Below are 13,694 nucleotides of genomic sequence, written 5' to 3'. Positions count from 1 at the left end.
CGATTTTCTCGGCTTACAGAGCCAAAAGTTACTCCGCGCCATGCAATAGCCCGATTTTCTCGGCTTACAGAGCCAAAAGTTACTCCGCGCCATGCTGTAACCCGATTTTCTCGGCTTACAGAGCCCTGCAATGGGGCGGCTCGCTCGTTTAGATCGGCAAACGATCCATTTCATGCATGGACGGCTTCAATGCGTGATACAGGTTCAAATAAAACGGAAGCAGCTCGCTGTAGATCGCATGCGTGTCCATGTTGGGCTCGTAGGATACGCCGTTCGTCGCGTTCCAACGAAGGAGCGGGCCACGGCCCTCCTCCATGGCGAACAGTCCCAACTGAGCCGCTCCGAGACCGGAGCTCTCCACCGATTCCGGTATCGACACCGGCACGCCGAGAATATCGGCCAACATCTGGCACCATATCTCCGAACGTGCGAAGCCGCCCGAGGCGCGGATCTCCTTCACTTCGTTGCCGCATTCCTTCATCAGCGATACGATGGCGGCGATCTGGTACATGACGCCTTCCATCGCGGCGCGGAGCATATGTTTCTCCGTGTGAGCAAGCGTCAGGCCGAACATAACGCCCTTGGCCTTGCCATCCCAGAACGGCGCGCGCTCTCCCGACAGCAGCGGCAAGAAGAACAGGCCGTTCGCACCTGGCGGCACTTCCGCCGCAATCGGCATCACGTCCTCCATCGCCTTGCCGGGGAACAGCCGCTCCGCGGTCCATTGAGCGACGATCGCGCCATTGTTGGAAGCTCCGCCGATCATCCAATAATCATCCGCAAGCGCGTAGCAGAACAGGCGCCCTTCCGGCTCCAACAGCGGACCGCGAACAGCGGTGCGTACGGCACTGCTCGTGCCGATCGTGACGGCGGCAACGCCAGGCTCAATCGCTCCGATGCCGAGATTCGCCAGTACGCCGTCCTGTCCTCCAAGCACGAACGGCGTAGCTGCCGACAGCTTCATCCGCTCCGCGAACTCCGCTTTCAGCCCCTGGATCCGGCCCGTGGACGGCATCAGCTCTGGAAGCTGCTCGCGTTTAACGCCGGCAAGCTCCATATTTTGCGGATCCCAATCCAGCGTCTCTACATTGAAGAGTCCCGTCGCGCTTGCCATGGAATAGTCCGTGACGTATCTTCCGAACAGCTTATGCAGCAAATATTCTTTAATCCCGATAACATGGCTGGTCTTGGCCAGCAGGTCCGGGCGGTTTTCTCTCATCCAGATCAGCTTGGGCAGCGGCGACATGGGGTGGATTGGAGTACCGGAACGCAAGTAAGCGCCCAGCCCCTCGCCTATGACGTTCAGCTCATTCGCTTGCTCCGCGCTGCGCAAATCTGCCCAGGTGATGACCGGGGTCAGCGCCTTGCCGCTTTCGTCCATCAGTATCACGCTATGATTGGCGGAGCTGAAGCTTACGCACAGCACGTCATCCGCGCTCCAGCCCCCCTTCGCCATCAGTTGCGAGACACATTCGATGACAGCCTCCGACATCTCCTCCGGGTCCTGCTCCGCATAACCAGGCTGCGGCGTATGCAGGCGATAGCCGATCGAGTGGGAGCCGAGAATCCCGCCTTTGTAATCGACGGCCAGCGTCTTCGTGCTTGTCGTTCCGATATCGATGCTGATAATCAGCTTGGATTCACGATTCATTTCGGCAGAAATCCTTCCTCGTCGAATTGCCATTGATACGGGCCTTCCAGAATTTCGATATCGGGATGACCCTTGGCTTCCTCCAAAAGGCTCTCCGAAATTTCGATCTCGCCAAGATGCAGCGTATCCTTGATGCGAGCCAGACGAACCGTCGTATAGTCCAAAATATTGCTCGTCTTAATGCCCGCCTTAATGGCGTCCATGTCGTTCGCGAGCGTCGTCGCCTGCTTCGTCGGCGCGCATACGGTCGATGTCAGACCGTTGGCGTAGGTGCCTGGCCAATCCGTCTTGCCCACAAGCCGGCTCGTGGTGAAATCCGCCGTGCCGACGCCGTTGGCGTTGCCCTTGGACTCCTTCGTCAAGTCGAGTACGACGATCTTGTTCACTTCGGGACCGCCCGACGCGTAAGGAGTCGGATACCGTCCCGTTATATTGGGATCCATGCCGTCGCCGCTTATGTTCTTTCCGATATAGTCGACGACGAGCACGTCGAAGCTGTCGAACAGAAACTTCGGCAGGCGCGCTTTCGCTTCCGCGAGAAGCTCGCGTTCTCTCGCTTCCATGACGTCCGTCCCGACCACCTCTACGCGGCAAATCTGATCGTACGCGTTCTCCACGACCGCGACGCCGAAGGAGATCGGCAGCTTGTCGATCATAATGCGAGCCATCGCGGGAACGTTCTCGGCCATGTATTTGAAACCGAGCTGGTGGCAAGCTTCGGCACCCTTTTGCTTGCCGAGGCCGATCGCGATCATTTTGAAGAGGCCGCTCTCGATGGGGCCGCGGAACGCCGTGTGCGGCTTGATCCGATTCACGACCACGATGGCGTCGGCTTCCTCCGCCGCGATCTTGTCGCAATAAACGGGCAAGCCGTTCGGCAGCTGGTCAAGCTCGATCACTTCCATGGAGGAACGAACGGGACAGCCCATCGTCGATTCGTCGATGCCGAGATGAGCGAGGACGGCCGTCTGGCCTTCCGCCGTAGCGCTTCCGTGACTGCCCATGCAAGGTACGATAAACGGCTCGCAGCCCTGCAGCTTAAGCTCGTCCACGACGGCCTTGGTCAGCTCGTCGATTCGCGAGATGCCGCGGCTTCCGACGGCCAGCGCCACCTTCGCGCCCGGCTTGAGGGCTTGCAGCTGAGGGCTTTCCTTCAGCCCGCGACGAAGATCTCCTACAGGATCCTCCAGCTTGGTGCCATCAAATCGCTGACGGATACGGTATAGGCTCGGAAGCGGCGTTTGCTCGACAAGGCGTGTCAGCAGATCGCTCATATCGTCATCGCTCCGAAGCCGCCGTCAACACGCAAGAACGAACCCGTCACGAAGGAGGATGCTTTGGAAGAGGCCAGATAGACGACGGCGCCCTTTAGCTCCTCAGGCGTACCGAACCGGTCCATTGGCGTATGGCCCATAATGGATTCTATCCGCTCCGGCGACAAAATTTTGCGATTCTGCTCGGCCGGGAAGAAACCCGGGATAATGGCGTTGACACGCACGTTGTCCTTCGCGAATTCGCGCGCAAGGAACTGGGTAACCGAGTTGACGCCCGACTTGGACACGGAATACGTGAACACGCGGGACAGCGGGGGACCCGAAGATACCGACGAAATGTTAATGATAGAGCCGCCTCTGCCCTGGTCGATCATCTGCTTGCCGAACACTTGGCAGGCCAGCACGACGCTCTTCAGGTTCACGTCCAAGATGCGGTCCCACTCATCCATCTCCAACTCGAAGAAAGGAGTAGCGCTATTTGTGCCCGACGCGTTGATCAGCGTGTCTACGCTGCCGCCCCACTCCAGCACCTTCGCCAGTACATTTTCCAGATCGCCTTTGTTCGCCGCATCCGCTTTTAATGCGATCGCTTCGCCGCCCTTCTCGCGAATCGCTTCGCATACGCGTTCCGCCTTCTCCATATCGCGGCCGATGATGGCCACCTTAGATCCTGCTTCCGCCAGCGCCTCCGACATCGCGCTTCCCAACACGCCGTTGCCGCCGATGACGACGGACACGGTATTCTCCAAATTAAACATGAGAGCAACCCCTTCGCTCATAATTTACAACGTTGTAATTTCAATCATAATAGATTAAGCTAGTACTGTCCACCACAAAAAACGAAGTGTTCCGGATGCCTTAAACAATCGACTACATCTCGGCATGCAGCCGCAGATACGAGACAAGAAGACGATACATCAACTTCGATCCCGCCATCTACGCTAGATACGTTACAATTACTTTCTACACCTATTGTTACTCCAACATTATCCCCATAAGGAGAGAATATATGGTAACGATTAAGGACATCGCCAAACGCGCTGGCGTCAGCTTCTCCACCGTCTCCAAGGCGCTTCTGGGCAATCCGAATATTAAAGCGGATACCAAAGAACGGATCTGGGAGATTGCGCGCGAGATGGGCTACCAGCCCAACATCGCCGCCCGCAGCCTTGTATCGCGGAAGTCCGGCGCCATCGGCATCATCTGGCCCACCGTCGAACGCGGGGCCTTGTCCTCCTTGATCACGAAGCTGAATGACGAATTGGAGCGGCGGGGTTACACGACGCTGCTCTCCATCAGCCGGACGGAAGCCGCGATCGAATCCTTTAACCGCTACCGAATGGATGCCGTCCTGCTGTTCGGCGACCACAGCGGCAACCGCGACGAGCTAAGCGGGATCGGGAGCATGCAGTCGCCGCTACTTGTCTACGGGGCGGCCGGGTCGCATCCGTTCTCCACCGTCGACGTCAACAGAGGCCAGGCGATTCGCCTCGCCGTCCGTCATCTGGCGGAGCTTGGCCACTCGAGAATCGCCTACCTCGGCAGACCCGACGGCGACGACCCGATGCAGACCGTCAAGATCGAAGCGTTTCTGGGCGAAGCACGGAAGCTCGGTCTTTGCGTTGCCGACGAATCCATCTTGCGAATGGAAGGGCTCGAGACTCACGACGGCTACATCGCGGCGGAAGCTATGTTCGATTGGCCCTCGCCACCAACGGCGGTCATCAGCGGCGGCGTAGATCTGACGCGCGGCATTTACCGCGCTGCGCGCGAGCGGGGGCTTCGCGTACCGGAGGACTTGTCCGTCGTCAGCTACGACAATATTCCGCTGATGGAGGATCTCGACGTACCGACAACGGCAGTCGGCGTCTCCGTCCACGCGATCGCTTCCGTCATCGCCGAAGCGCTTCACAAATTGATTGAGATGTCGGACGAACTGCTGACGATTGCGCTCGAACCGGAAATCGTCGTCAGGAGTTCCTCCACCCGATTACAATAAAGCCCCTCCGACACAGAGCCTTCACTAAGGTAACCTCCTCACTTACAGCTCAACAGGCCGAAGCTGGAGTTTGTTGCTAGCCATGTGTATGGGTGTCTTCGGAAGCGGTCGCTCTAAATAAGCCCCATGTGCTCTTGGCACATGGGGCGGAACAGCCCATCTACTACTTCTTGCTTACGCAATCCGCAGATATTTGACTTTGCGTCCACATCGACATCGAAATGATATTACTGTACAGCGTATGAATCTTGGGAGCAGATGGTAGAAGGCGAGGGGAAGGATTTTGTGATTAAGTAACCTGTATCGACTCCCAGCTTGCCTAACAGTTGGCCGTGAATACCCCGTCCACTCCTACCTTGACCGATAATGACTGCTCTGAACCAACGTTCTCCCTTTAGCAAATCAATAGTTGCTGCTTTGAAGCGCTTCTTATGGGTTAGTAAGATGTTGTACGTGCTTCAGAGACCCACCTCGCAAAGGTTCGTGCTGGATGGCCAGTGATCTGCTCGACGGTCGGAACTACTGTATAAGCAGATTTTGGACGATTGGCATGCCAACCTATTACAAAGTCGATCGTTTCCTCATCGGCGCCTTTCTTCCGCATGCGTTCTCGCGCTTGCTCTTCGGTAAGCTCCTCGAAATCGATGTGACGTCCAATCGCTGCACTAATTGTGCAAACCTTCTCTTGGACTCTGCCCACAAAAGTGCATTGGACATAAACTCGCGTGAAGGGGTATGACCCTTACCACTCCCGATTGGAGCGTGTTATCTTGAAACCTTCCATTATCCCTCATGCCAACTACCAACAACTTGTCCTCCAGCAATTGCAAACGGCCTTTGGCGTTAACGGCACCGTCCTCATCAACAAAGATTGGCCTCTTGTACTGAAATGCTGCATGAACGACCTCTCGTCCCTCACGTCCTTCATGCAAGACCACTATTCTGCCCAAGGTCCTGCTCCTCGAGATCCTGCTTCTCTCTTTCGCTCGTATCTCTTGCTGCTCATGACCAATCCGACGATGGGACTTACCGAGTGGATTAATGAGATGAAGCGGACGCGGATCTATGTGATTCTCAGCGGGTTTGCAAGCGACGACGTTCCCGGCGTCGGCACCTACTACGACTACTTACGCGCCTATGGCCAGTTGAAGACAAGCATTTAAAACCTCAACGCTTGCCTAAGCGAATTCGCAAACCGAAGAAAGGCAAGAAGGGCAAAAAAGCGCCCACGACCTCGACCGGTCGTGTCAAGCGTCTTATGAAGTGGATCATGCGGCACGCCCATCGTCAGTCTGCCTTGCCGGCTGATCGCCTGTTCGCTTTCTTCCAAGAACGTTTCTCTCCGTCTCTGCTCAGCTTGCTTTGCTCGGGGATCTCTCTGCGATGACCGTCGCAGGCGATGGGACGCCACTGGTCACATCGGCGTATCCCCGAAGCAAGCCGACTTGCGGATTGTCGTGCCCTCGGCAAAGCCAATTGCAGCCACCCTCGTTTTTACTCCCAGCCCGATTGCAACTCGGGGTGGGACAGCGCCAGAGAAAAGTATTTCAACGGGTACCACATGTACATGATCTCTGCGGCGGACAGTAAACACGATTTACCGCTGTATCCCAGACTGCAGCCTGCCTCGCGGCATGATGCTGTCAGCCTGGTCGCGAGCTCAGCTGAATTTAAGCAACGATTCTCCTTGGGCACAGTAACTAAAATGCTCCTCGATGCCGAGACCATCTACCTGCCGCTTGACCACCAAAACATCGAGCCATTCATCGATCTGAATAGCCGGAGCAAGAGCAACATCGCTACGAACAGTGATATTCAAGTCTCTCCGAAGGGTATACCCATCTGCCCGAACGGCAACAAGATGAAGCCCAATGGTTATGACAAATCCCAGCTACGTCGCAAGTGGAGATGCACCCCTTCCTGCGGATGCTCTAACGCCAAATACGGCCGGACCTACCACACGCACAGCAACGACAACCTTCGCTTGTTCCCGAAGACCGTTCGCGGAACCGAGCAATGGAAGCTGGTCTACAAACGCCGCACATCCGTCGAGCGCTCCAACAAGCGTGAGAAGGTCGACTACAAATTAGAACGGGCCGTCACCGCTCGACGATGATGTGGTACATGCGTATCTACGGCATTTTGATTTGCCAGCATGTCGATGCTTGGTATGAGAGTAAGAAAGACGAGTGGTTTTAACACATATTGGAACTAACCTGTCCATTAGCTTAATCGGCCGATTGGCAAATATTTCATTTTCTCTATATAATCCGAGACTAATACTTAGCTTACAACCCAACACATTATTTTCTTTGAACAACAGGCACTAAAACTCAAACGCACAATCAACAAAAAACTTTTTCGCAGCATGTCGATTTCCTCCGGCATCAATCGTTGTCATAATAGAGACACACAATTCGGAAGGGAGCAACACTCATGAACACGGTAACCTCCAAGGACGGCACGACCATCGTATATGACCAAACAGGGCAAGGCCCGCCTCTCATTCTCGTCTCCGGAGCGTTCGGCTACCGCAAGTTTCCCGGCGCGGTCAAGCTTGCCGGACTGTTGTCGGAGCGATTCACGGTGTACAACTACGACCGACGAGGACGCGGCGACAGCGGGGACGCAAAGTCGTATGCCATCGAACGTGAGATCGAGGATTTGGACGCCGTTATCGCAGCAGCCGGCGGCAGCGCTTATGTCTGGGGGTTGTCCTCGGGAGCGGCGCTCGCCCTGCATGCGGCGGCAAGCGGCTCCGCTATCTCCAAGCTTGCGCTGCACGAGCCGCCTTTTATTGTAGGAGCCGCGGATCGCAAGCCTCCTAAGGACTTTCTGCGACATTTGCGCCAGCTCATCGCCGACGATCGCCGAGGAGACGCAGTCCGCTATTTCTTGACGACGGGGATGGGCGCGCCCTCCTTTGTGGTCGGCATGATGCGCATCATGCCGGGCGTATGGCGCAAGCTTACCGCTGTTGCCCATACGCTCCCATACGATGCCGCTCTGCTAGAGGGATATATGGACGGCCGACCGCTGCCCACGGACCAATGGACCGGCGTCGCCATGCCGACCCTCGTGCTCGCCGGAGCGGAAAGCCCGGAGTCGATGCGCCGGGGCGCCGAGGCGACGGCGGCCGCTCTCCCCCATGCCGCTCTAGTGTGCAGAAAGGGACTCGGACATATGAAGCAGCTTCCAGCCGAAGCGACCGCCGCAGAGCTAAAGGCATTCTTCGCGCCTGCACAACCAAAAGAAAGGAATTGATACTCATGTCGGCCTTCTTATCCGTATCCGCCAAATCTCGCGTTACCAAATGGTTGCTCAGATGCGGCATGTTATCCGCACCGCTATTCTACGCGGTTGTCATTGCCCAAATATTCACCCGCTCCGGCTTCGATATCCGTCGCCACGCCATCAGTTCCTTGACGCTCGGCGATGCCGGGTGGATCCAGTGCGCGAACTTTATCGTTACCGGCTCTCTCACTGCCTTGGCGGCGATTGCGATTCGTACCGTACTGCGGGGGCGCAAAGGCGGAACCTGGGGACCTCTTCTTACCGCTATCTACGGCAACGGCATGATTCTGGCGGGTTTATTCCGTCCGGACCCCGGACTTGGTTTCCCATCGGGGGCTCCCGAGGAGGCGCCGACGACGATGAGCGGCGAAGCCGCGATTCACTCCCTCGCCTTTTTTGTCGCGTTCCTTGCGCTGATCGCGGCGAATATCGTGTTTGCGCGGAGGTTCGCATCCATAGGTCAGCGGCGCTGGTCGTCTTATTGCATCGCCACGGCATGCTTGTCTCCCCTCCTCATCGTAGTCGGCATGTCTCTCGTCGGTTGGGTAGGCATCATCATGGGCATTGCAGGCATCGTTGCATTCGGCTTTGTCTCGGCGCTCGCAACGCGATTGCAACTCGAAGTAACCGCCGCTTGAACGCGTTGCGCTTGGCGGCAGGACATTCATCTTCCCCTATCGAAACCTAAGTAGACCATTAACGAAACCAAATTACAGGAGGTTTTACCCATGAGATTTATGATGATCGTGAAAGCGACAACCGATTCCGAAGCAGGCGTCAAACCAACCCCCGAACTGCTCGAAGCCATGCAAAAATATAACGAAGAACTGATCAAAGCCGGCGTCTTCCTGGCCGCTGACGGCTTGCAGCCAAGCGCGGGCGCCGTCCGGATTTCGTATCCCGAGCCCGGAGGCAAGCCGAAGGTCATCGACGGTCCCTTCACCGAAGCGAAGGAAATGATCGCGGGCTACACGCTCATCGAGGTCAAGTCGCGCGAAGAAGCTATCGTTTGGGCAATGCGCATGCCGGATCCCCACGGGTTCGGACAAGGCGAGATCGAGCTTAGACAAGTGTTCGAGATGGAGGAGCTTATGGAGAACCCGGACTCCATCGCAAGGGATGCCGCGCTGCGGGAGCAAGCAAAGGAACAGGCTAAAGCGTGAATGCCGACCGGATGGAGCGAACGATCGAGGCCATCTGGCGGATGGAATCGTCCAAGCTGGTGGCGGCGCTCACCCGGATGGTGAGGGATGTCGGACTAGCGGAGGATCTCGCCCAGGACGCGCTCGTCGTCGCGCTCGAGAAGTGGCCCGCAAGCGGCTTGCCGGATAATCCCGGCGGTTGGCTTATGACGACGGCGAAGCGGCGCGCGTTGGATCATATTCGCAGATCGAAGCTGCGCGATCAGAAGTACGTAGATCTGGCGCATGGCATGCCGCTCTACACGGAAGACGACGTGGATCAAGCGATAGACGGGGAGATCGGCGACGATCTCCTCCGTCTGATCTTTATGACCTGCCACCCCGTCTTGTCGCAGGACGCCCGCGTCGCTTTGACGCTAAGACTGTTATGCGGTCTCGCCACCGACGAGATCGCCCGCTCCTTCCTGGTCGCCGAATCCACGATCGCCCAGCGCATCGTCCGAGCCAAGAAGACGCTGAAGACGGAGCAAGTGCCCTTCGAGCTTCCTGCCCGCGACGAGCTTCAAGGACGCATGTCCGCCGTTCTCGAGGTGATCTATCTCATGTTTAACGAGGGATATTCGGCAACCTCCGGCGAGCAATGGACTCGCCCCCTGCTTTGCCAGAAAGCGCTGCGTCTCGGTCGCGTTTTGGCGGAAATAGCGCCTGCCGAGCCCGAAGTCCACGGACTGGTCGCGCTAATGGAAATCCAGTCCTCCAGGCTGCGAACGCGGGTGGACGCGAAGGGCGATCCCGTACTGCTGATGGATCAGAATCGGGCGGCATGGGACTGGCTCTTGATCCGGCGCGGACTTGCCGCGCTGGATCGATGCCGCTCTCTGGGACGGCCACTGGGACCCTACGCGCTGCAGGCGGCCATCGCGGCCTGTCATGCTCAGGCGCCTGCCGCGGAGGAAACGGACTGGCCCCGCATCGCCGCGCTTTACGAAGCGCTTGCTCGGGCAGCGCCCTCGCCGATCGTCGAACTGAACCGGGCCGTGGCCATCGCCATGGCTTTTGGCCCCGCTTTCGGGCTGCAGATGCTGGATGCGCTGCAAGACGAGCCTGCTCTAGCCGATTATTACCTGTTGCCGAGCGTACGAGGCGACCTCCTATTTAAGCTAGGACGCAGTGACGAAGCCCGGGCGGAATTTCTCCGCGCCGCGTCCTTGACCCGGAACGAACGGGAACGGGCGCTGCTGCTCGGCAGGGCGGCGAAATGCGAGTCGGCGCTTTAATATTTTTTTGCATGCGCATGTCGATTATGAGGTCTCCCGCTCGTTGCTATAATAAGGGAAGGCTGCAGCTTGAAAGCTCCTTCCCGCGAGGAGGGACGCTTACATGCGTTACATGATCATCATCAAATCCACGGGACATCGCGAGGCGGGCATTCCCGTTCGCGCCGAAGATGTCCATGCCGTCTCGGCCTTTCGGCGGTCGCTGGCGAAAGCCGGCATTCTGCTGGCTGCCGAGGAGTTGCTCCCCAGCTCGTTCGGCGCGAGAATCACGTATTCGGCAGACCGGGCTCGCCCCCGCATACAATCCGGCCCGTTCCCGACCGATGGAATGTTAGTGGCGGAAGTCGCCTTAATCGAAGTCGATTCGGAGGAAGAGGCGCTGAACTGGGCGCTTCGCGTGCCGGTGCCGGCAGGCTGCGGAGAATTCTTGATCGAGCTTCGCCGACTCAAGGAGCAGCCGGCTGCCGAGAAAAAGATTCAACATTCGACGCTTGAACACGATCTGGAGAACCATTTGCACATGTTAAGAAAGACGACCAATTCGCCAAATCCATCACGGAGGAGCGCCAAACCATGAACCAAGAAGTAACGGATTTTATCGAAGCTTTGCAACTGCCGTGGCAGAAGGAATTGTCATCCACTCTCCGAGGAACCGTCCTGCAGACGATACCAGAGGCAACCGAACGCATGCAGTACAAGAAACCCCATTTCCTCAAGAACGGCAAATACGCCGCCGTCATCTCGACCTCCAAAGACGCGGTCAGCTTCACCATCTTTAACGCGACTGGTCTCGAGTTCCCCGAAGGCCGTTACGACGGCCCGCCGGAGCGCAAATCGATCAAACTGCGCCAAGGCGATCCGGTCGACTTGGAGGAGATAGTGTCGTTGCTTGGACAAGCTTCGAGCTCGCTATAACTTGCAAGCGTAGATGCAGCCCGTCGGTAGACGCTACTGGCCCACGGTGTTGGACGATCCGAATGCGTCGACACACAGTATGGAGCATGCCAAGTGGATACAGGATGTCAAGAAGATCGTTATTTCCGGCACGATGGACAAGGTGGAATGGAACAATACGACGCTGATCAAAGACAATATCGCAGAGTAAATCAAGGCCCTTAAGGAGCAGCTGCTTACCATTTGTCCTGTCGTCCTGGGGGGCGGGGAATCGATATTCGACGGCAACGACGAGAAAATCAAGCTCAAGCTGCTGTCTAGCAGAACGTTCAATCGCGACCCGATATGAGTTGGAGAAATAACGTACAACGACGAGGAGTGAAGTAGTCGTTGTGCTGCCTAGCGCACCAGAAAACCTTCTCCTGACGATCAGGAGAAGGTTTCGGCGATTCGTGCCATGCGATTACAAGAAATAATATTTGCTCAAATCTTTGCCCGCGAGCGCATACCGCTTGTAGTGCTGGTAATGCGCGTTGTACAGCTGGCCGTTTTTCGACGGGGAATAGGTCAAATAAAGCTGCTTGCGGCTATTGTCCGAAGTGTTGGCTCCGCTCTGATGCGGCGTAAAGGAATGGAAGATGATGACATCCCCGGGATTGGTTTCGACAATCTCCCCTTTCCGAGGATCAATCTCGGCGATTTCCGCCGCGTTCATATTGCGCAACTCGCCCGGAGTCGAGCGGAAACGGTCATGATAACCGGGGAACAGCTCCAGCCCGCCATTTTCCACCGTCGCTCCGTCGATAGCGACCATGACGCTGATCAGCCCTTCGATCGGGAAGCCCTGCCACCAGGATGCGTCCTGATGCATGCTGTATCCGTTCGCTCCCGGCAGCTTAAAGATCAGCTTATCCTTGAACAGCAGCGGCTCATCCATATAGATGTCGCGCAGCGGCGACAAAATGCGCTCATCCTTCACCAGTTCGGCGAACAGCGGCGATATATCGTGCACCGGATCCATTCTTTCGATCTTCACGTCTCCATTGGCGTAGCTCTTGTAGCCGGCGCGAACGTTGCCGCTATCCAGGAAACGCTCCGTCGTCAGAAGTTTGTCGCATTCTGCTTGCAGGACGCGGGCTTCCTCCTCGCTAAATACATTGCGAAGCACAAAATACCCTTGCTCGTTATAGCTTTTCACTTGCTCGTCGGACAACAGCATAATGTTGCTCATCATCATTTCCCCTTTCCCCTTCACTTTTTTTTACGTTTGTCTTCTTGATACCTATAATAAACGCCGACATTTACTTTTTACATGCACTGCTTTATTCTATTTCATATACTTTTTTGCAAATATCGAGGGAAAGGGGAAAGCGACTTGCAAGCGTTGGAAATCAAGATTAGCTACATAAGCGGAGTCCGCGAGGAATTTAGGCTGGAGGAGGATCAATATGAGGACTGGGTGATGCTTGCCGCGTTGTCTGGACGGTTCGCCTTCGCGATGGACGATCGGGAGGAAGCCGACTTCGAGGAGGCCGCCTACGGCGAGCTTGTCCTCTGTCCGCCCGGCATGCGGCTGAAACGCCGTGTAGTGGAGCCCCTCTCCTTCCTGTTTATCGAATTCGCCTCCGAACAAGAGTGGCCGTCCGGCAAGCTTGCGATTCGGAATTTGCAGCGACTGGAGTCTACCTATCGTTATTTGCGCATTGCGTGCGCGCAATCGGAAGAAGGCGAAGGAACGGCCTACATTCGCCACTTCGTCGGCGACCTGCTGGCCGTCCTGTCGCTGGAGCAGGCATCCTCCGCGGACAGAGCCCGCAAAACGAAGCAGGACCCTGTCATGGGCAGGGTTCTGGCTTTTTTGGAGCGGCATGCTCTGGAATATGGCTGGAATCTTGGCCAGTTATCGAAGGAGCTGGGCATCGGAGCCTCTCAGTTGACCAGACGTTTTCGGCAAGCGTACGGCCAATCCCCAGTTGAATATCTGACTTCCATCAGGCTTCAGAAGGCGCGGTCGCTGCTTGTCGAAACCGACGATACGCTCGAACATATCGCCGAGCAATGCGGGTACCAAAACGCCTTTTATTTCAGCAGAATGTTCAAGAGCAAGTGTAAAATCAATCCGTCCGATTATCGTAAGAAACATCGATTCTGACGATCGTTTGG

15 protein-coding genes are annotated in these 13,694 nt (G+C 56.6%); 11 read left to right on the top strand and 4 right to left on the bottom strand.

The genetic code is table 11. From position 1 onward, the window contains the following. Positions 1-148 precede the first annotated feature (148 nt). Genes KJW29_RS00320 through KJW29_RS00310 form a run of 3 tightly spaced genes read right to left on the bottom strand, consistent with a single transcriptional unit; the run spans position 149 to position 3,683 of the window. Entirely contained in the window at positions 149-1,684 is a 1,536-nt protein-coding gene (locus tag KJW29_RS00320) for a gluconokinase (RefSeq protein ID WP_246608522.1), read from the bottom strand. Continuing rightward, positions 1,648-2,925 carry a nickel pincer cofactor-dependent isomerase, group 22 gene (locus tag KJW29_RS00315; protein ID WP_087566277.1) on the bottom strand — a complete coding sequence of 426 codons (1,278 nt, stop codon included), beginning with the start codon at positions 2,923-2,925 and terminating at the stop codon, positions 1,648-1,650. The genes KJW29_RS00320 and KJW29_RS00315 overlap by 37 nt, the downstream gene beginning before the upstream one ends. Then, complete coding sequence (locus KJW29_RS00310) at positions 2,922-3,683, bottom strand: SDR family oxidoreductase (protein WP_246608521.1); 762 nt, start codon at positions 3,681-3,683, stop codon at positions 2,922-2,924. The genes KJW29_RS00315 and KJW29_RS00310 overlap by 4 nt, the downstream gene beginning before the upstream one ends. Before the next feature lie 251 nt (positions 3,684-3,934). On the opposite strand from KJW29_RS00310, the gene KJW29_RS00305 reads away from it, so the two are divergent. The 10 genes from KJW29_RS00305 (at position 3,935) to KJW29_RS00265 (ending at position 11,742) form a co-directional block, all read left to right on the top strand. After that, positions 3,935-4,924 (top strand): LacI family DNA-binding transcriptional regulator, encoded by a 990-nt coding sequence (locus KJW29_RS00305; protein WP_214628319.1) that lies wholly within the window; start codon positions 3,935-3,937, stop codon positions 4,922-4,924. A gap of 770 nt (positions 4,925-5,694) precedes the next feature. Continuing rightward, positions 5,695-6,087, top strand: coding sequence for a hypothetical protein (locus KJW29_RS35865; RefSeq protein ID WP_246608520.1), 393 nt, complete (start codon positions 5,695-5,697; stop codon positions 6,085-6,087). Between the two features lie 398 nt (positions 6,088-6,485). Further along, positions 6,486-7,040, top strand: coding sequence for a hypothetical protein (locus KJW29_RS35860; protein WP_246608519.1), 555 nt, complete (start codon positions 6,486-6,488; stop codon positions 7,038-7,040). 320 nt (positions 7,041-7,360) lie between these two features. Next, positions 7,361-8,188 (top strand): alpha/beta fold hydrolase, encoded by an 828-nt coding sequence (locus tag KJW29_RS00295; RefSeq protein ID WP_214628318.1) that lies wholly within the window; start codon positions 7,361-7,363, stop codon positions 8,186-8,188. 5 nt (positions 8,189-8,193) lie between these two features. After that, positions 8,194-8,856 (top strand): DUF998 domain-containing protein, encoded by a 663-nt coding sequence (locus KJW29_RS00290; RefSeq protein ID WP_214628317.1) that lies wholly within the window; start codon positions 8,194-8,196, stop codon positions 8,854-8,856. A gap of 90 nt (positions 8,857-8,946) precedes the next feature. After that, positions 8,947-9,381: a YciI family protein gene (locus KJW29_RS00285; protein ID WP_214628316.1), complete on the top strand. Its 435-nt coding sequence runs from the start codon at positions 8,947-8,949 to the stop codon at positions 9,379-9,381. 11 nt (positions 9,382-9,392) lie between these two features. Next, positions 9,393-10,637, top strand: coding sequence for an RNA polymerase sigma factor (locus KJW29_RS00280; RefSeq protein WP_214630925.1), 1,245 nt, complete (start codon positions 9,393-9,395; stop codon positions 10,635-10,637). A 103-nt stretch (positions 10,638-10,740) separates the two neighbouring features. Further along, complete coding sequence (locus KJW29_RS00275; protein WP_214628315.1) at positions 10,741-11,214, top strand: YciI family protein; 474 nt, start codon at positions 10,741-10,743, stop codon at positions 11,212-11,214. Next, on the top strand, positions 11,211-11,552 hold the full coding sequence (locus KJW29_RS00270; RefSeq protein ID WP_214628314.1) for a DUF1801 domain-containing protein: 342 nt from the start codon (positions 11,211-11,213) through the stop codon (positions 11,550-11,552). Before KJW29_RS00275 ends, KJW29_RS00270 begins: the two co-directional genes overlap by 4 nt. A 13-nt stretch (positions 11,553-11,565) precedes the next feature. Further along, complete coding sequence (locus KJW29_RS00265) at positions 11,566-11,742, top strand: dihydrofolate reductase family protein (protein WP_214628313.1); 177 nt, start codon at positions 11,566-11,568, stop codon at positions 11,740-11,742. 252 nt (positions 11,743-11,994) lie between these two features. Here KJW29_RS00265 and KJW29_RS00260 read toward each other — a convergent pair whose 3' ends face one another. After that, the gene (locus tag KJW29_RS00260) at positions 11,995-12,768 is read right to left on the bottom strand and encodes a phytanoyl-CoA dioxygenase family protein (RefSeq protein ID WP_214628312.1); all 774 of its coding nucleotides are present in this window, start codon (positions 12,766-12,768) and stop codon (positions 11,995-11,997) included. 138 nt (positions 12,769-12,906) lie between these two features. Here KJW29_RS00260 and KJW29_RS00255 point away from each other — a divergent pair, with 138 nt between their 5' ends. Further along, positions 12,907-13,683, top strand: a complete 777-nt coding sequence (locus tag KJW29_RS00255; protein WP_214628311.1) for an AraC family transcriptional regulator — start codon at positions 12,907-12,909, stop codon at positions 13,681-13,683. Positions 13,684-13,694 lie beyond the last annotated feature (11 nt).

Origin of the sequence: Paenibacillus agaridevorans (genome assembly GCF_018604145.1) — a bacterium.
GTDB classification, from domain to species: Bacteria; Bacillota; Bacilli; order Paenibacillales; family Paenibacillaceae; genus Pristimantibacillus; species Pristimantibacillus agaridevorans.
Note: the sequence above shows the minus strand (reverse complement) of the source record. Positions and strands in the feature narration are given on the sequence as shown.